General features: G+C 55.1%; 18 protein-coding genes. 10 read left to right on the forward strand and 8 right to left on the reverse strand.

All coding sequences use genetic code 11. The features are described from left to right. Positions 1-166 precede the first annotated feature (166 nt). A complete protein-coding gene (locus WN982_RS40690) occupies positions 167-784 on the forward strand; it encodes a hypothetical protein (RefSeq protein ID WP_341317584.1) in 618 nt (205 codons plus the stop codon). A gap of 421 nt (positions 785-1205) precedes the next feature. On the opposite strand, the gene WN982_RS40695 is transcribed toward WN982_RS40690, so the two are convergent. The 6 genes from WN982_RS40695 to WN982_RS40720 all read right to left on the reverse strand — a co-directional run bounded on the left by WN982_RS40695 (position 1206) and on the right by WN982_RS40720 (position 4990). Then, entirely contained in the window at positions 1206-1589 is a 384-nt protein-coding gene (locus WN982_RS40695) for a hypothetical protein (RefSeq protein ID WP_341317585.1), read from the reverse strand. Between the two features lie 144 nt (positions 1590-1733). After that, positions 1734-2225, reverse strand: coding sequence for a hypothetical protein (locus WN982_RS40700; RefSeq protein WP_341317586.1), 492 nt, complete (start codon positions 2223-2225; stop codon positions 1734-1736). Between the two features lie 96 nt (positions 2226-2321). Then, the gene (locus tag WN982_RS40705; protein ID WP_341317587.1) at positions 2322-2807 is read right to left on the reverse strand and encodes a hypothetical protein; all 486 of its coding nucleotides are present in this window, start codon (positions 2805-2807) and stop codon (positions 2322-2324) included. A 124-nt stretch (positions 2808-2931) separates the two neighbouring features. Continuing rightward, complete coding sequence (locus WN982_RS40710; RefSeq protein ID WP_341317588.1) at positions 2932-3294, reverse strand: hypothetical protein; 363 nt, start codon at positions 3292-3294, stop codon at positions 2932-2934. 85 nt (positions 3295-3379) lie between these two features. After that, positions 3380-3943, reverse strand: coding sequence for a hypothetical protein (locus WN982_RS40715; RefSeq protein ID WP_341317589.1), 564 nt, complete (start codon positions 3941-3943; stop codon positions 3380-3382). 474 nt (positions 3944-4417) lie between these two features. Next, on the reverse strand, positions 4418-4990 hold the full coding sequence (locus WN982_RS40720) for a hypothetical protein (protein ID WP_341317590.1): 573 nt from the start codon (positions 4988-4990) through the stop codon (positions 4418-4420). A gap of 337 nt (positions 4991-5327) precedes the next feature. On the opposite strand from WN982_RS40720, the gene WN982_RS40725 reads away from it, so the two are divergent. The 8 genes from WN982_RS40725 (at position 5328) to WN982_RS40760 (ending at position 14202) form a co-directional block, all read left to right on the forward strand. Next, on the forward strand, positions 5328-5594 hold the full coding sequence (locus tag WN982_RS40725) for a hypothetical protein (RefSeq protein ID WP_341317591.1): 267 nt from the start codon (positions 5328-5330) through the stop codon (positions 5592-5594). Between the two features lie 487 nt (positions 5595-6081). Then, positions 6082-6804 carry a hypothetical protein gene (locus WN982_RS40730; protein WP_341317592.1) on the forward strand — a complete coding sequence of 241 codons (723 nt, stop codon included), beginning with the start codon at positions 6082-6084 and terminating at the stop codon, positions 6802-6804. Between the two features lie 130 nt (positions 6805-6934). Then, entirely contained in the window at positions 6935-8266 is a 1332-nt protein-coding gene (locus WN982_RS40735) for a caspase family protein (protein ID WP_341319580.1), read from the forward strand. Positions 8267-8422: 156 nt separating this feature from the next. Then, on the forward strand, positions 8423-9262 hold the full coding sequence (locus WN982_RS40740; RefSeq protein WP_341317593.1) for a DUF4384 domain-containing protein: 840 nt from the start codon (positions 8423-8425) through the stop codon (positions 9260-9262). Positions 9263-9318: 56 nt separating this feature from the next. Further along, entirely contained in the window at positions 9319-12327 is a 3009-nt protein-coding gene (locus WN982_RS40745; protein ID WP_341317594.1) for a tubulin-like doman-containing protein, read from the forward strand. A 295-nt stretch (positions 12328-12622) separates the two neighbouring features. Next, complete coding sequence (locus WN982_RS40750) at positions 12623-13117, forward strand: tetratricopeptide repeat protein (RefSeq protein WP_341317595.1); 495 nt, start codon at positions 12623-12625, stop codon at positions 13115-13117. A gap of 20 nt (positions 13118-13137) precedes the next feature. Beyond that, entirely contained in the window at positions 13138-13851 is a 714-nt protein-coding gene (locus WN982_RS40755; protein ID WP_341317596.1) for a hypothetical protein, read from the forward strand. A gap of 57 nt (positions 13852-13908) precedes the next feature. Further along, on the forward strand, positions 13909-14202 hold the full coding sequence (locus tag WN982_RS40760; protein WP_341317597.1) for a TM2 domain-containing protein: 294 nt from the start codon (positions 13909-13911) through the stop codon (positions 14200-14202). 757 nt (positions 14203-14959) lie between these two features. Here WN982_RS40760 and WN982_RS40765 read toward each other — a convergent pair. Then, the gene (locus WN982_RS40765) at positions 14960-15538 is read right to left on the reverse strand and encodes a phasin family protein (RefSeq protein WP_341317598.1); all 579 of its coding nucleotides are present in this window, start codon (positions 15536-15538) and stop codon (positions 14960-14962) included. A 493-nt stretch (positions 15539-16031) separates the two neighbouring features. Between WN982_RS40765 and WN982_RS40770 the strand changes: the two genes are divergently transcribed. Continuing rightward, the gene (locus tag WN982_RS40770; protein ID WP_341317599.1) at positions 16032-16304 is read left to right on the forward strand and encodes a helix-turn-helix transcriptional regulator; all 273 of its coding nucleotides are present in this window, start codon (positions 16032-16034) and stop codon (positions 16302-16304) included. Here WN982_RS40770 and WN982_RS40775 read toward each other — a convergent pair. After that, a complete protein-coding gene (locus WN982_RS40775; RefSeq protein WP_341317600.1) occupies positions 16301-17332 on the reverse strand; it encodes a hypothetical protein in 1032 nt (343 codons plus the stop codon). The two genes, WN982_RS40770 and WN982_RS40775, sit on opposite strands and share 4 nt — an antisense overlap. Positions 17333-17341 lie beyond the last annotated feature (9 nt).

Below are 17341 nucleotides of genomic sequence, written 5' to 3' on the forward strand. Positions count from 1 at the left end.
TGGTGCTGCTTGCTTACGGCCGATCACTCAGCGCTTAGCTATCAGCAGGACTTGTCATTGCTTACGCACTGTTGAGGATAGGCTGTTGAAGATAGGCGCTCGCGGGATGACATGTAGGCGCGTTATGATTCGCTCGATAATAAACATGGAAGGGTAGTTTGCCGCAATGTCTAGCTTACGTTTGCATTTCTGGTCGATCACTGGGACTCTGATCGCGTTTTTGGTCTCGCTGTGGATCAACCAGGAGGTATTCACTCACACGTCTTTCGTTCGAGGCATAAACTGGATTTTCCTGCCGTCAGGTGTTCGGCTTCTCAGTACTTTGCTGGTTGGATCCGATGGTGCAATCGGCCTGCTGCTTGCCGGTCTGATTACCGATTTTCTTTACTGGTTCCCGCATGACCCGGTGCGCGCCATCGCGGGAGCTTTCCTTGGATCTCTGGCACCGTATCTGGTCTACCGGTTTGCGCTTGAGTACTACGATCTGCGTGCATCACTGACTAACCTCACCCCGAAGCGGCTTCTTGTTCTGGCTGTCGCCTATTCGATAGCAAATCCGCTGTTTCATCACCTGTGGTTTGCGTTGACCGGTACGACGAAAAACTGGTTCGAAAGCTTCTTCAGCATGTTTGTGGGCGACCTGACCGGCGCGTTAATCATGTTGTACACAATGAAGGGCATTCTGGCTTTCCTGCCGGCACAACCGGGCAGCTCCCGCATGTCCGATGGCCTGTTCAAGATTCGATTAGTGCTCGACACCACTTATAACAATCGCTTGGGTTAGCACGGTTATCGCGAATCTTGCAAATGCTATTTACCACCGGGGTGTCTGGCTTTTGAACACCCTGCTTTTCGGCGGCAATGGTGCACTCAAGAGAGTGGTACACGGAATGAGTCCGCTACTGATGGATGCCACGCCGAAACGACTGCTCATACGGGCAGTAGCGTATTCGGTTGCGAATCCGCCGCTGCATCACATCTGGTTTCTTCTGCGAGGGGATGTGCAGAACATTGGCGAGCGTTTCCTGATCATGGTGGCGGGTGATCTGGTTGGTGCGCTGATCGTTGCCTGCCTATGTTGTGAAAGGCGCGCTAGTGCTGTTGGGCGCGGCGCTGTGCACCAACAGCTAGCTAGCGCGAAAGCGCCCCCAGTGCGTCTACCGTTTCACTTGAGCATCGGATCTAGGCCGTTACTAAATGAATGTTCATTTCAAAACCTTGATGCCCATAATGATGTCTTCGCTGGATTGTGTCTTGAAATCGGCAATCCGGGAGTCCATCTTGAGCATGGCGCGCTTCCCTTGCAACTTGGTGAAGGTTTCCGGTTTCACCTGCAAGCTTTCACAGATTTTGCCGTCGATGCATGGTGCGACCCCAACTTTTCCGCTGGCGGTGTCGGTGTAGGTTACGTAAATTTCCTTATACTTCGAACCATTTATGCTGGTGCCTTCCTTGACTTCGCACTTGTCGAGAGTCACGCGCTTATATCCGTAGTCGGATGCTTGCTTCTCGTAAGCGGTGGCGAAGGCATGCGTGGTGGTAAGGGCGAGAGTCGCTGCGGTCAATGCAAATGTGCAAAGTTTTTTCATGCTGATATCCGATTTGATTAGTGGAGTTTCAGAATCAATGGGTTGAGTCACTGTAGTCGGTCGCAGGTCCCCCTAAAAACGTTGCCGTTGTTGGCCGGGAAGCTGTGTGCTAAGGTTCTACTGTGCCGCTTGGTTTTGATGCTTCTAATTGTTTTCTTTCCGCACGCGATCTTCGCACTCGCTATATTTCTGCTTTCGTTCGGCTAATGCATCATCAAGGTGATCTGCGGAATTTGTGTAGGCGCCGACGGAGTTGTTGTAGTCCTGAGTGGCGTGAGCCACATTTAGAATTTCCTTTGGAATATAAGGATAGTCTCCGCAGCGTGACTTAATTAACGAATCCAGTGCGGCCGATTTCTCTTGGTTGAACTTTGCTTTGTTAGCGGCCTGCTGAGTTTCCATATCGTCAAGATTTAAGCGATGCTTTATTCCGACGGGAAGCAGGATCGCGCCAAACACCAGTAAAGCAATTTGTGCCTTTGAGCTGGAGATGACTCGACCACGCTTTTTCAAGAGAAATAGCGCGGCAGAGCCAATCAGGCATAGCGTACCTGCTGCACTCAACACAGTGCTAAAGAGGTAGTAGGCGACATATAGGAAAACCAGAAACCCAATGAGTCCGGATAAGAATTTCAATTTGTACCCCAAAAGTTGTGATAGATATTGAGAGCGGCACGTAAGGTATTGCAATCGGCTGACGGTGATCAGCCGGTTAAAGAAGCAAACTATCCCTCAGGAGTTTTGATGGCCCACAACTTTGCTGCTTACGGCGACCAGCTTTCCATTTGAAACACGGTATGCAGCCAACTGAATCGTGGTGGGACAGCATTGGGCGTCGTCGTCGCCCTGTTCGAGGCTTTTAACGTAAAGCAGACCGTCTTTGACGGACATCTGCTGGATGCCCTTCGTACCGATTTGATTCGAGTGGTCGTTCGCCCAGAACACCTCGAACGAATCTGCCCACCAGTTGCCTCCATCGGTCGGTTCAACGCCGAATGACAGTGCCATGACTTGTCCAATACCTGCCATTTCCCCTGTCGCCGTCTGGCTTCCCTTCCAGTTGACGGCAACCCGATCTGCGCGCGCTTCACGAGTAACGGCTTGGCGCGCCTTCTTGATATCAACCACCTGAGAGCCTTCGGCATGCACGGACAATGCGGCCGATAGCGCTGCAGACGAGAAGGCCGCGAAAAGTACGAGTTTGTGCAGTTTTTTCATGATCTCAAAAAATACGAGACGGAGTTAGGTTTAGGTAGAACAAGCCGATACTGCGACTCTGCAAGCGCAGCGGGTGCTCGATATTTTTCTTTGGTTGCGATAACCGAGTGTTGCTGGATGCGCGTCACTTGCAGCGTCGAAGCGCTTGAGAATTATTGACGCGAAGCACGCCATTTGAGAGGGTGAATTTATTTGTCTCGCTAGACGTATTACCTTCCACGTTACATAAGAAGCGTCCGGTGAAGGAAATTCGGTCAGCACGAACGACTTGTTGAAGGTCACAACCTGTTTCGTATTGTTGATATGCGCTCGTGCCGATATTAACGCCCTGATCTGTAACACCCTCCTGCTTATAGGTGTTACATTCTGCCGCAGACGGCGTCCAAACGCCTTGAAACTGTGCCGGGATGGACGCAGCTGCGAAAGCAGTGCTGAAAGCAGCGAGTAATGGAAGAGAGAGTCCGATGTTCAATTTGAGGTTTCGCATATTAGTCTCAGGTGAAAGGTAGCGACGCTGCCTTGCCAGACTTTAGGTCAAAGCTAAAAATTTTTTGAGGTGGGCGGCAACCCATTCAAGAATGAAGGGCGCGGAGTAGTCGCTCGTGGAAATTTGTCCAATCTAGAGCAAGCAGCGGAATGGTTTTATCGCCACGAGCGCGATACGAAAAGAATCGCATCCACCCGTCGAGGAAAATGCCCCGTCCGGGTCGAAGCACGCAAGGCGGTCTCGCAACATGAGGCTGGTTGACGTCTACGATTTGTCCGGCGAGGTCATCAAACAACGTGGTATTGCGGCTGGCGTGCCAATTTGCGCTACCTGTTTGCATCGAAAGATATTGTCGAACGGCGTCTTCTACGAGACCTGTCGAGAGTTCAACAAAAGAGGCCGCAACATTATCCAAGATTGTTGATGCAATAGCTTGCTCCGCCACGTCTGCGGTCGTGCGTTTGAGCGTGACCAGCTTGACGTGTCGCGGTAGATTGCGAAACGACGTTTTGCCATGCTGCAGGGCATCTTGAAACGTCGGGTAGTGTGCTAGCCACGTGGGGGGAACGCAACCGACCGATCGGGATGCTTTAGCAATCTCGCAAACCGAGGCGGTGCGTTCCAGTTGCGGCGTTTCTCTCAGGTTCATTGGTATAAAAACTATAACTAATTGATCGCGGGCTTGCGACACGTGTTCGTCGACGCGTAGCTTGTGCTGCGATGGATACCTCCGCCTCCACACGCTGCCAGTAGGAGTGCTACCGATGGGGAGATCGATGCTTGTGTGAGGCGCTTGCTCGTTGATTTCATTGTTCTTTCCTTTGTCCCTAGCGCTGACGCAGAGCTGGCCGCTTCTAGGGTGCTATAAAAAACATAACAAAATGGGCGTGACAACACAGCAGGCACCCACAAGACGTGATAACGACGAAACGTCGTTGAACTTTAGGGCTGGGACGCAAAAATTTTGGGGGCTCGAGCGTTCGTTGCGGGAGATCGCTGTCGATGGACGTTCTCGGATGCAGCACGTGCACGAAACGGCGGGAGGCGGTCCCGCCGTTCGAGAGGAAGTCCGACTATCGGACATGGGGTTCAGACGTTGGCTGGCTTGCTGCCGCGTTGGGTTCTATCGGCGTCTGTTTGCTACAGCTGCAGCGCTGTCGAGGAAGCCACCGACTTGCGGTAAGCGTTCATACAAATTGGGCCAATCGACTGCGAGCAGCGGTATCGTCTTGTCGTTGCGTTTCAAATACGCGAAGAAGCGCGTCCAGCCTTCAAGGAAGATGCCTTTGCCGGGACTAAGCAAGCAAGGTTGCCTTGCGACCAAGGACACGCTCGTTGGTGGAAATTGTGCAGCGACGGTCTCAAGCATTGTCGACCGGACGTTCTGCAAGTTTTCGTTGTGCATGCCGGCCGAAAGGTAGCTCTCTATCGCTTCCATCACACAAGTCGCGCTGAGTTCCACATAAGCGGCGCGAACTTCGTTGAGAATCTCCGATGTGACAGCCAGCGCATCTGGGTTCGTGGCTGTCCGCTTTAGTACCGGACGCTTGACGTAATGAGGTAGCGCTCGAAAACTTGTCTCCCCGTGTTGCAGCGCCCCTTGAAATATCGGATAGCAGGTTAGCCAAGTGCTCAGAGTGACGCCGACCGGACCGGTAGCTGTCGCCAGCATGGTCGTCCGGTCAGCGTATTCCACTCGGTTCATCTCTCTCAGGTTCATTGTTATAAAAAATATAACCATATGGGCGAAAAAATGCAAGCGAGAATCGATACATGGCGTAACCGCCATAGGAAATATCGGCCAGAGCACCGCGAACTTTGGGTCGTCACAACAATTTCTCGGCGGGTCGGTTGAGTGCATCTGCAGCGCATTATGATAGGGGCTTGCGCACGCTGAAAGTTTGACGGTTCGTTGTCAGCTGATCGACTTAATCGTCATCGGGGAACCGCGATACATCGCGCGCAGTATGCTCCCCGCGAACTGGTGGAGAGTGCTGACTGGGCACACTCACACGGCGGCGGAAGTGCGGGCAATGTCGGCCGAGTTTAGTGAAAATGCCGAAGGGATTGCCGCGTGGCTTCTGCGTGTTGACGCGGCGAGTTTCTGCGAAGAGATTGAGGCCGAGCGAGGTGTTATGTCGGATGAGTACGCACGCGACAGCAAGACGCTCAAGCAACAGCTTGGTGCTCCCGGGGGCGTTCGGCAGGCAGGTAACGGGGGCTTGGCAGGAATAACGGGTGCAGTCGCGGGTGAGGTCACGCGGACAGCGGTCCGGATCACCTTGTGGAACCTCATCTGACGCGCGCTTTTCGGACGATAGGGCTAAGCTTAGCCTGGCTACCACTTAGCCGAGTGAGAAGAACCGCATCTCATATCTCCAAAAGATATCGTGCGTAGCGCCGTTTCTCGCGCACACGGTTCATGTTTGTGCAGTCGCAGTGCCGGTTGCTGGAAATCCTGTCCGCAAACAATTGGATTTATCAAAAAAATCGATAACGGAAAACGTTTGCGATCTCATTTTCGTGCTCATCTTCTTGATCGGAGTTTTCATCGCTGCATTGGCCGTTTCTCGCGCAGTGGAGCTAGTCGGATCATTTTCAACTTAAGTGCTAAAGTTTCATTCGGATTGGCCGACAATCCTTTCGTGCGTGGTGCTCCGAGGGTAGGGCGTCCGCGCGAGTACGAGGTGTGGTGGCGAACTGCCAAGCCACATGCTGTCGCGGGCCGGCGACGCTGTGGTAAGTCGTTAAAAATACAAGCGATAAATCATGACCAGAAAACAACACATGAAGACGGCAGTCTGTATGACTGTCGCGACGGGGCTGCTGTTTGTAGGATTTGGCGCAAGCGCGCAAGAGTCCGCTAACGACGATCTGAATTCCTGCGTGAAGCACGAACAGATTGTTTCAACGGCAAAAGGCGTCGGCATCGGCGCATTGACAGGCTTGACCGCGATGCTTGTCACTCATAAAAAGGATGACGCCGTCAAAGGCGCGATCATCGGAGCGGCGGTAGGCGGTATTGCTGGATTTGCGACTGCTTACTACACTGCGGTCAACACCTGCTTCAAGAAGAATCCCGCATGGCTGCCTGAGTCAAACATGCAGCGCACCAAGGACTATGACAAGGTGAAGCGGGAGATTAAATATAAGGCAAGTCAGGGAGTCATCATTCGCGCCGAATCTGTCGCGGTGGGTGGTCCAATCAAAGCCGATGGACAGGCCGAGGTCAACAGTTCGTTCATTTTGATGACTCCGGATGGCGCGGAAGCACCTGTGACGATCGAGCGCAAGCTGTACATCGTCTCAGATGAGAAGGAAACTGAAGTTCCTTTCCCCGGCCGCACGTCCGAGCAGCACACATTTGAACCCGGCGAGCAGCAGGACACCGTCCATGTTCCGATCCCGCACGATGCCAAGGTCGGCAGCGTCTACCGCGTTGAATTCAGCGTAGCCGCAGCAGACCGCCCTCCATCAATCGCGTCGCAGAAATTCACCGTCACGGAATAACGAAGTGGCTGACCGGCCTTAGCCGGTCGCCCATGGCTGTTCGAAACCATTCCTGAAACCGGTGGCGTTGTCCGTCGACATGTGTTCCTGTTTGCATGGGCGGCCGCCACCACGTTCTATCTTGTACGTGATGAACTTATCTCTTGCGCGCGTCGCCATCGTGTGTGGTTCGTTGTTGCTGACCGCGTGTGCCGCCAGCAGCCTCCCGGGGTATCAGAACGCCTACCACACTTATAACGTGCCACAGCCCTTGTTTGATCGAATCAAGGTCAAGTTTCGCGAACACGGGCTTGAGCGCGCGGATATATCCCGTGACGCCACAGGGCGTGTCCAGTTGACTGGCAGCTACCGAAACGAGGATGAGGTTGATCAGGCGTTCACGATTGTGCAGTCAATCGTTGGCATGAAGTCCACGTCACCGTTTTATCCGCAGAACATCAAGGAAAAGCGCTGGGAAGTTGCGGCCGGCAAGGCGCTTGACTCATATGCACACGACGGCCCACCCAGGTCGAACGTTCCCGTTAAGCGCGCCCTGGTTGTCGGTTTGAATCATTTTGCCGATCCGTATCATCTTAAAGAGATTCAGGGCAGGGACGACGCCATTGTTGTGCAGGGGTATCTAAAGCGGGCGGGCTATTCGGTAACAACGTTGCTGGATGAGCGAGCTACGAAAGCAAATATCGAGGCAGCGCTTACCAACCTTGACAGGAATATCGGTCCTAACGACGACGTCTTCATTTACATCTCTAGTCACGGTACCCCGCCTGTTCCGACGCCTGGCGGTCAGGACTATCGAAAAATGTCTATTGTCACCTACGACTCTGGTGACAAGAACACAATGCAGATGAATGATGAGACGGAATTTTATCTTTATATTCAAAAGCATTCAGTTCCTGACACACTGGTTCAGAACGTCGCGCGCAGGCCAAGCCATTCGACGCGTGTGTTGATTGACACCTGCTATAGCGGCGACATGCTCGACGACATCCAGGATGAAAGCTCCGCATACATTCTGCAAACGAATGGTGGTGAAAAGGAGCGCGCAGGGATTTCTCTGGCTTCGTGGACGACACCGGATTTCACGTCCAAGGGCATCCACTTCGCCGCTGACCATGCGGACAAAGGCGCTGGAGTCGGTGCAACAAATGCACCCACGACCATTGATCGCAGTCGGAATGGCTACACCATTATCACGGCAACGAGCGTCAACGAAAGGTCATGGGGGCCTGCGGCAGGAAGCACCTTTGAGAGCCCGATTGCCGGCGAGGGACAGCTCAAGGGATCGTTCTTCACTCAGTCCCTGTTCGCATATCTGGATCGCAACAACGGTCAACTCGGTCCGGCGTTCCGGAATGCGCGCGCTTTCACGGCCAGCAAGGCGGTCGAGGCGAGCAAGGGCAAGGAACATCAGACGCCCCGCCAATACTCGACGATTCCAGACGAACAGAGCGTAATCAACTAACTACCAGTGGCGCTCGCTTATGAGGCGCCTGAAAACTCGAGGATAAATATGCGACATTCAATCCTGGCTCTCTCACTCGTTGCCTTGACCACGCACGCTATTGCAGAAGAGGCCTATTCTGCTAAGTCTCTCTTTTTCTCCGAGAACGATACCGTCGTGGCGGTTGGAACCGGGCAGAAGCAGGGCGCCGACGCAAACGCGGATGTCGCGACGGCGCAAAGTCCGTCAAACGAGCGAGTAGTGGATAGCCAGGCGCCGGCGCCGATGAAGGTTTCGCAGAAGAAAAAACGTGTGCCGCAGATTGGTGCGAGCTATTTCGTCCGTCTGAAAGCCGACGACGGCACGACACACGACGTACTCACGCGTCGAATCTTCAAGAGTGGCGAGAAGTTTCAGCTTGGCGTCAAGGTCAACCGTCCTTCGTACGTGTATATCCTAAATGAGGCACCGGACGGGAGCGTCACACAAATCTATCCGCAACCGTCGCAGGATAATTTTGTCGATGCGATGGGCATTGTTTTCTTCCCGGCCAAAGGTTCTTTCCAGTTCGACGACAAACCGGGTATGGAAAAGCTGATGGTGTATCTGTCGCCAGAACGGGCACACGGCGATATTACGCGCCGCCTGCGCACCGCAGCGCCTGACCTCATTTCCAGTCCGGCAAATCTGAAGACTGCGGATGCTGGCTCGTGCCAGGCCTCGAGCGCGACAGTGAATGCTGCTGCGGCTCCCGCTTCGGACACTACGGCTCCTCTCCAGCTTGCAAGCGCGTCGCCTGACTACGCCGCAAAGGGTATCGCGTTTGCACCGGATCAAACTGCTGGCTGCGCCGCACAGGTCGCGCAAGCCGACACCGCCGGATATAGCGCCAAGGGCATCGTCTTCAGCGACGATCAGACACCGGCTGCGGGCGGCCAGGTTGCATCCTACGTCGTGAAGCATACGACAAGAAGCGACCAGAACCTCTACCTCAAGATCAACCTCGCGCACGAATAATCCTTCGCGGCCGCCCATGGGCGGTTCGTACTGCACGTACTAGAGACTTCGAAGAAATGGAACATAACCATCTGATTATTGGACTCGGTGGGTCTGGCGGCAAGATCATCCGCAACCTGCGAAAGACAATCGAGCGCAACAAGGACGCACAGGGAAACAGCGCGTCGGAAGCGAGGTTCGAGTATCTTTACGTCGACACATCGACTGATGAGGTCGATAAACACGACGAGTGGAAGGTGCTTGGCAAGGAGATCGATCTCGCGCGTAGCCAGTACATGATCAACACGGCCAGCAGTGTTCGTCCGGTGCTTGACGACCCGAACTCGTTCCCTGGCCTGCGCGACTGGGTTGAGCCCAAGAGTGTTTTTGATTTCGTGAAACCAGGCATCGCGGGCGCTGCTCAGCGTCGTAAGCTGGGGCGCCTTGTGTTTGCACAGAATGCATCGCAATTCGTCAAAGCCGTCGAAGACCGGATGCGCGTCCTTCAGGAAGGCCCGGGGCGGGCAGGGGCTGTGATTCACGTAGTTTGCGGCCTTGCCGGCGGAACCGGTAGCGGCTCTGTCGTCGACGCGGTCGCGCTGATTCGGAACAAGTATCCGGATCAGGATCGCTACCGGATCCTCATTTACGCATTGCTGCCGGAGAAGGATTCCCGTCGCGTCCGCGACGTCGCTGGTTCGTCAAATTACTATGCGAATGGCTATGCCGCCCTCGCCGAACTGAACGCGATGGCGGTGGGGAAATATCACCCGGCAAATGTCCTTGACGGCTCCGCGATGGAGCACGATGTCTATTTCAACGGCTGTTACCTCGTGAGCAATCTCAACGAGCATAACATCCAGTTTGATATCGACTCGGAAATCCCCCGAATCGTTGCAGAGTTCATCTATCAGAAGACCCTGAACAAGGAGTGGGAGGGGCTTGGGCGCGCTGAGAAGGGTGAAAACGACATCAAAAACTTCGAAAGCGAAGACGGAATCGGCAAGGCGCGTGCCAAGCTATTCCTGTCGTTCGGCGTCGAGCGCATTGTTGTTCCTGAGCAGGAGATTAAGGAGTATCTCGCGTACGGGTTCGCTGAGCAGGCAACCCGGCAACTGATGTTCAACAATTTCCGTCAAGGCGAAGGTTACGCAGACGAGCCGCTTCAGAAGGACTGGGGAAGCGAAGCGCGCAAGCCTGACACATTGCAGAACATGTTGCTGAGTGATCAGCATCTGATGCTGGAAGTCGGCATCCTTGAGGACGACGCCAAGGGCGGTGGCTGGAAGCCAGCCAATGAGTTCTGGAAGCAGGTCGTTGGCGTTGTCGCGCCGGACATCAGGAACGACTCCACGCTCGAGGAAACGACTTGGACGCATGCGCTCAACACTCGTCTGGCGAAGGTTTTTGACGAAACCTACAGAAAGCTTGGCGGGGTTCGGAAGTTTTACGAAATCAAGGGAAACGCTCGACTCGAGATGGCTCGTCATATCGGACGCCAGATCGAGAAAGAGCTGTTTGGTCGCTGGAAAATCGGCACCCATTCCCTGATCCAGTTGCGCCAGTTCACGGACGCTCTGATTGCGCTGCTTGGTGAGCGTCTTGCCGTATTCGCGGACGAGCTCACAAAGGCCCCGACGACCCAGGCGGCCGTCCAGCAGAACATCGACGAGTTGTCGACCCAGTTCAACAAGGTCGGCTTCTTCGGTCAGCACCTGACTGATAAGCGTGGTGCGCTGTTCTCTGAGATCACTGCCCGCTATCAGGATTTGTACGCGATGCGTACTTTGCAGGAAGGGCACAAGTTCGCCAGCAGTCTCGTTCCTTTCATCAAGGACGAACTCACTTCGCTGCGTGGTCACATCGACGATTTGCACCAGACGCTTGCTGCGGCCACAGAGAAGGTGCATCAGGAGCAGGCAGCGCGGCTCGCAGGCGCGGATGCTATTTATCAGCAGCGAATCTTCGACCGTACCGCAATCAGCAACATCATGAAGGCGGTCGTGGTCGACGAACCGAGCCAGGTTGCGCGCACGCAGAAGGTGCGCCAGTCCGTCATTGATCTCGCAGGGGCGGAGGTCGATTCGTTCGACAAGCTCGTACGGAACGTGTCGCTCGGATCCATTATTTCCACGATTTCGCAAACGTCCGCCACGATTGTCGAGATGGCGCACGCGGAGATATCGAAGACGCTGCCGCCGGTGCTGCAGGTCAACATTGTGGAGCGTCTGCAAAAGCAATATGACGCTAACGCGAATGGTCTGAAAGCATTCGTGTCGGGGCTGTACGAGAAGTCCGGCACAATGATCCAGTACAACAAGACGGAAGTTGACCGGTCGGTGTCGAACAACGCTGGCGGTTCACGTGGAACGGCGAACACGGTGGCGGTCTTCCTGCCTGAATGCGAAAGTCAGAAGGATTTCCACGCGACCCTCACGACGCTGTTCGAACAGCAGAAGGACCCCGCATCGGATACGGTTGTTGCGCCGGGCAAGCTCCCGAACGAAATCGTTATTCTAAAAATCGCGTCGCTGATGCCAGTGCGCTTTATCGACACGCTGTCGATGCTCAAGCGACACTACGACGGACTGCTCAGCGATTTCAATGAGTCACATCTGTTGCATAGCGACGGAGATGGTAAAAAACTGCCACCACTCTACGCGCGTTCGTCGGCGGAAGTCGCTGCGCAGGCGAAGCGCAAGCCATACCTGCTTGTCGCTCGACTCATGGAAATGGTCAAGCAGCGAGAAAACAAGACAACCGGCGAGCAGGAGTGGGCGTTCATCTACAAGGCGAATGGCCTTCCGGCCTCGAAGGTGCTGCGCGGCGGCACATGGCAGACCATCATTGACGATGAGCATCCGGCCGACATCCAGAGCCTGATTGAGCGCGAAGTCAGCCGACGCGTCGAATCTGAGTTGAAGCATAAGGATGAGAAGCAGAAATTATTCGACCGTTATATCGACTTCGCTACGGCGCGCTTCGCTGAGGCCGGTGACGATGATCAGGATCCGGAATATCTGGCCCTGAGCGCCATGCAAAAGCCGATCAGGGACATCATCGGGCTTCCGGCCGCCGCTGAATAACAGCCATCCAACAGTCAAGACTGAAAACTAGAATATGCCAACCTACAAGTGTCCTACCATCGGCGATTGCGAAAGGGCTAACGCTGGGGAAATTTTCGTTCGTGCGCCGGGCGAGGATCTCCATTGCCCGGATTGCTCGACGTTGCTTGAGCTGCAAGTGTCTGCGGTCTCGAAGGGTCCAAACAAGAGACTAGTTGCTGCGGCGCTTGCCGTTGCCGTCGTCGCTGTCGTTGGCGCGGGAGGCGGCTTCTTTTACAAGCATTCGCATTCGGCCCCTGAGGCGGCCGCGCAGGCCATGGCTGCTCCGGCCGTCGTGGTGGCGTCGGCAACTCCAGCGGCGGTTGCTGAAACGCCCGTAAGCTCGCCGGTCGCAGCCACGAATGTCGGTATTTCCCCGTCCGATGCAGACATCAGCGCTCAGCGCAAGGATAGCGATACCAAGCTTTCCCAAGGCGACGCGTCGGGTGCGGAGGCCGCAAGCAACCAGGTCGCCGCGAAAGAAATGGTGAAGGTCGCGATTGCCCAGATGTCGCAGGGCAAGCTCGACGATGCGGAAAAGGAGTTGAACGACGCCGCAACGCGCGATCCGAAGCAGTCGCTTGTCTACTACAACATGGCTGTTTTGCGACTCAAGCAGGGGCGCACCGACGACGCGCTCAAGCAGTTCGAAGCGAGCTTTCTGAATGGGTTTGCATATTTCGACGAGATGCAAAAGGACCCGGACCTGGACGGCATTCGCAATGACCCGCGCTTCACAGCGTTGGTGAAGAAGTACCGCACGACTACGTGATGAGACCGGCGCTGAGAACAATGCTGGCTTTGAGTACGCTCGCCTTCGCGGCAGCGTGTTCAAAGTCCACTTCGCCGTCGATTCTTGGGCATTGGCGTGCGGAGCGCGTCCAGATGTTCAGTGCGCAAATGCCTGTCGGGCCCGAGATTGTCGTCAGCGAGAAGGAAATCTCGAGCCCGGACACGGACATCAACATGTCAGTGCATGGGTTTGAGGCGAAGTCTGGCCAGGTAACGGTCGACCTCGCCTATGGCATAGGCCTGACCTTTTACTTCGACGGGCCGGACCGGGTCTTTCTCAAGGTTCCGTTGGTTGGCAACGTTTACTACCGACGAGTGCCGGATAACGCTGCGCTGGCCAGCACAGCGCCGTCGGCTTCAGCTGTCGCTCAGCCGCAGTCGACCTCACACGCTGCGCCGACTGCCACGGTGCAGGCTAGGGGCAATGACGCTGGATCGGTGGCAGTTGGGGAGCAAACGGCATTGACAACGCAAAGCGTTCGAGGTGGGTTCAAGCCGGCAAGCGAACCTCTGCCTGCAGATGGACGGTCGGCCGCTGAGTATCAGATGGCGTCCACCGCCGCAAAGCAGGGACAGTCAGATGCCGCGATTGACCACCTTAACAATGCGTTCAAGGCAGGATTCCGGGACGTCGGCCGGCTGGAGTCATCGCCTGAGTTTAGCTCCCTTGGCCGTGATGTTCGATATCAGGCGCTGGTCGCACGTTACCGCTAAAGTTTTTGAGACGCGGAGGGATCCACGTCGCGTGATACTACGAAAGGAAGGAAAAATATGAACGATACAGCACGAGATATGATGCTCTACGACGCACAGAAGAAGAGCGTCGGCGTAGCCTACCTGTTGTGGTTTTTCCTGGGATCGCTTGGCGGCCACCGCTTCTATGTCGGGCGGAAGGGCACAGCGATTGTTCAGCTGTTATTGACCTTTGTTGGCGCATGCACGGCATTTGTCGGCGTCGGACTTTTCATTTTGGGCTGCGTCGGCCTGTGGGTGCTGATTGATGCATTCCTCTTGCCTGGCATTATCCGTTCCCAAAACATCGCGCTGGCAAACAAGCTAGGCTGACCGATGAACGGTATCGCTCGTGTAGTTCCGGCGATGCGATAACTGAAAAGCCGCGAACTGTATTCGGTGCGATTGGCTCGCGGCAACCTGATCAAAACCCAAGTTCGCCTTAATCGAGACATAAAGTCTCAAACATGTGTCGGTGAGAAGGGCGGAATCCGGAGAGCGTTATTCCTCACGTCCAGATCGGTGTGCGATTACGACATTGGCGAGATTTAGGCTTTTTCGGTTAGACGCCGGGCTCGGGACGATGCCGGATATCGTTGTGCTCGATGGATGCTTCTCCGGATCTCACTCGGGCGGGAACACGCGCCAGGTACCGTCATCGTGCCGGAAGAAAAAAAGCGCAACCGGGCCTTGGGGTTGCAGTACCTCAACGCAAACGTATCGGCTCCTACTGATGCCTGTACGACCGAAGCGGGTTACCCGAATGGGCATCGCCGAAGTTGGTGTCAGCCACTTTTCAACTAGCGAACGTAAGGACTTCTCTACGGTTTTCATCGCTCGTTCTCGTTGGTTCGTCCGGGCCCTGTTGCCATTGCCACGACGCGACTTCGACCGATAAGGGGCCGGCAACTTCGCTCGATTGAGGCTGGGCACAATCAAACGAAGTAACCGTGGCGGCCAGCGCGACTTTGCCTGTAAATTTCTAACGCGAGATGCGGCGCCATCGAGGCGTCCAGGGAGTACTGGACACCTCGGGTCTCTGAAGGCTCATTCGTTGAGGTATTTGATGTCGGTGACCGACGTCAAAACGCTACTGCTTCTCCACGGCGTCCACTACTACAACGGCCTGACGGGTCCGCCTGGTTGACGCTGAAGACGCAGCGCTCACATTGCTTTCGGCAACCGCCACGACTTGCTGCGTGGCCTTTTTTGCGGCTTCATAGGTGGCGCTGGAGGCCTCGTTAGCCGTCTTGACGAATGACTTCCATGTTGCCACGGCAGTCTCGTACCCTGCCGGGGCGCCCTTCGAGAAGTCGTCGAAGAACGCCTGCGAATTGTGCTGGTACGCCTTGAGCTGCGCTTCGGCATCCTCAGCGAATTCAGCCCGGATAGCGGATATGATTTCGTAGACGTGCCGCCAATACGACTGCGCTTTGTCTGCAGCGGTTTGCACCTGACGCGTCTGCAGCGCGTATAGCTCCTGTGCGTCTTTGGCCGTAAATGCCTTGGCGATGACGTCATGATTGTCGGCAATGGCTGATTCGACCGCTTGCAGGTTTAGCTCCGTCACCTTTTGACTGCCCTCGAAAACTTTGGTCAGGAAACCAAACGTTGCCTCCAAGGCGGCTTTCTGCGCAACTACCAGTTGTTCAGGCACGAGACTGCTCATACGAACTCCTTAGGGATGAAATGGCGCATGTCCGGGCGGCCGACGAAGGGAATCACGGACAACGAGCCACAGAGCCGAAAATATTGGTGCGGTGCAGCAGATTTGATTCTAAGGTCGCGTGCGCGGATGTCAACCGTTTGTCGGCTGTCGGCACCTTGCGGCGTGTACTCACAATGCAGAATGTCTTGATGGCATTGACATATAGAGGTGATGTAGGGAAAAACCCTGGTGGGAATCGTCGGTCTCTGGCACCCAGGGAAACGCTTTAACCTAGCTTGTGCAACGCCACAATTTATTTTCCGTTTGACACCAATGTGGTGGCAGAGGAATAGTGATAACGCCAGCGCAACTTATGTCGGGTGCTTACAGATTGATGAGGGGACACAACTTGGCGTCACGACGATGTAACGACGAACGTGTAGCTTCATCCGGCGCCGCGAATGAGTCGGTGCCGGATTTACATAAAAACATATGCTGAGAGACATCAACCAGGATGAGTCAAAATACAGGGCATATCGGTCACCTCGAACGTAGTGTCGAGGACAACCGCCTCAGGCGAGCTCTTGCCGCTCGCCTTGACAGAACCTTCAAACAGGCCGGCATCAGTTCGGCGCAGGCAGCGAAGTGGTTAGGTGTGAGTGAAGACGACGTGCGGTATTGGCTGCGCGGAATCACGGTCCCACCGCTAGACGTCTGTACGCGTCTCGCCGCTGCCTTCAATCTCGACATTCACTGGCTTTGCACGGGGCAAGCACAGCTCGCCTAGCAGGTTGATGACCTTCCCGTATCGACGTGCCATTTCGGTAGCTCGGTGATGCGTTCTCCAATCCAGTTTACGGCTACTGCCATCTCGTCACGTCGCTCGACTGGGTATTGCGCTCCCTCAACTGGAAGTTGTCCAGACGCGATGGCGTGTGGCTGGTCTAACCTACGTTGACCAGAACCGAAACGATGCCACGGGTATTCCACGAACAATGCGCCGGTATCGAGCAGATACAGCACGGCGATGCGACTCCGAACCAACTCAAGGTATTCGCTACTGCCCAGTATCGAAAGGCGGAGCAAGCCATCGGAGAATGTTTCGAGTAGTCGCTCTGTTGACGTGCCTTTCTCAATCACAGGCGTAGCGTTCGCTGATGTCAGCGCGTGTGAACTCTCTTGCCACTCTTTCAACCGGGGTATTATCAAAACCTTCCGTTCGTTGGTCGCGTTCCCGATGATGGGTTGGAGCAAGTCGCGGTCGACATAAAATCGGTTGCCGGCTAGCCAAGGCTCCGCAAGGAAACGGGCAAGCGGTTCGCTGTCGGACGTCTTGATGAGCGTGTGTTGCAGAAATTGCGTGACACCCGCCGCGTCGCTTGATGGCGACGGGAGATACCACCTGTTCATCAGCGTCAAGATTGCGTGCGGCAAGTCTTCGTGCCGATAACAGTCCCGAATGAGCGCAGGATAGTCATGGCATAGGGACCAGAATGGAGGACGATAGTTGCCCTCAGGTTTGAGGTGAGAGTTGCCACTCACCTCAATGATGCGATGAACCCATTCAGCGGCGCATCGCATCTTCGCGAGATGCCTAGACAACAGTTCTCTCAGGTCTGTAAGCGTGTCGCGCGAGTCTAGAAGTTTCGATTTGTCAGCGTGGTCCTCGCGGACCCAAACTTCGAGAGCGGTCTCATCGATGTTTCTCCAGAATTCGACGCCCGTGTCCTGATGCAGGTCGAGCAATGATTTGGCGTACTCGAAAAGTCGCAGGACGTCGTCGTGCGGCGCGGCAGAGTTGGTGTGGTTGAACATGATGTCGAG

Source organism: Paraburkholderia sp. IMGN_8 (assembly GCF_038050405.1).
In the GTDB taxonomy this organism is placed as follows: domain Bacteria; phylum Pseudomonadota; class Gammaproteobacteria; order Burkholderiales; family Burkholderiaceae; genus Paraburkholderia.

Excerpts from the sequence above, each read along its gene's own strand:
- WN982_RS40690 (WP_341317584.1), top strand. The coding sequence starts at position 167 with ATGTCTAGCTTACGTTTGCATTTCTGGTCGATCACTGGGACTCTGATC.
- WN982_RS40695 (WP_341317585.1), bottom strand. The coding sequence starts at position 1,589 with ATGAAAAAACTTTGCACATTTGCATTGACCGCAGCGACTCTCGCCCTT.
- WN982_RS40705 (WP_341317587.1), bottom strand. The coding sequence starts at position 2,807 with ATGAAAAAACTGCACAAACTCGTACTTTTCGCGGCCTTCTCGTCTGCA.
- WN982_RS40710 (WP_341317588.1), bottom strand. The coding sequence starts at position 3,294 with ATGCGAAACCTCAAATTGAACATCGGACTCTCTCTTCCATTACTCGCT.
- WN982_RS40715 (WP_341317589.1), bottom strand. The coding sequence starts at position 3,943 with ATGAACCTGAGAGAAACGCCGCAACTGGAACGCACCGCCTCGGTTTGC.
- WN982_RS40725 (WP_341317591.1), top strand. The coding sequence starts at position 5,328 with ATGTCGGCCGAGTTTAGTGAAAATGCCGAAGGGATTGCCGCGTGGCTT.
- WN982_RS40730 (WP_341317592.1), top strand. The coding sequence starts at position 6,082 with ATGAAGACGGCAGTCTGTATGACTGTCGCGACGGGGCTGCTGTTTGTA.
- WN982_RS40735 (WP_341319580.1), top strand. The coding sequence starts at position 6,935 with ATGAACTTATCTCTTGCGCGCGTCGCCATCGTGTGTGGTTCGTTGTTG.
- WN982_RS40745 (WP_341317594.1), top strand. The coding sequence starts at position 9,319 with ATGGAACATAACCATCTGATTATTGGACTCGGTGGGTCTGGCGGCAAG.
- WN982_RS40750 (WP_341317595.1), top strand. The coding sequence starts at position 12,623 with ATGGCTGCTCCGGCCGTCGTGGTGGCGTCGGCAACTCCAGCGGCGGTT.
- WN982_RS40755 (WP_341317596.1), top strand. The coding sequence starts at position 13,138 with ATGCTGGCTTTGAGTACGCTCGCCTTCGCGGCAGCGTGTTCAAAGTCC.
- WN982_RS40760 (WP_341317597.1), top strand. The coding sequence starts at position 13,909 with ATGAACGATACAGCACGAGATATGATGCTCTACGACGCACAGAAGAAG.
- WN982_RS40765 (WP_341317598.1), bottom strand. The coding sequence starts at position 15,538 with ATGAGCAGTCTCGTGCCTGAACAACTGGTAGTTGCGCAGAAAGCCGCC.
- WN982_RS40770 (WP_341317599.1), top strand. The coding sequence starts at position 16,032 with ATGAGTCAAAATACAGGGCATATCGGTCACCTCGAACGTAGTGTCGAG.
- WN982_RS40775 (WP_341317600.1), bottom strand. The coding sequence starts at position 17,332 with ATGTTCAACCACACCAACTCTGCCGCGCCGCACGACGACGTCCTGCGA.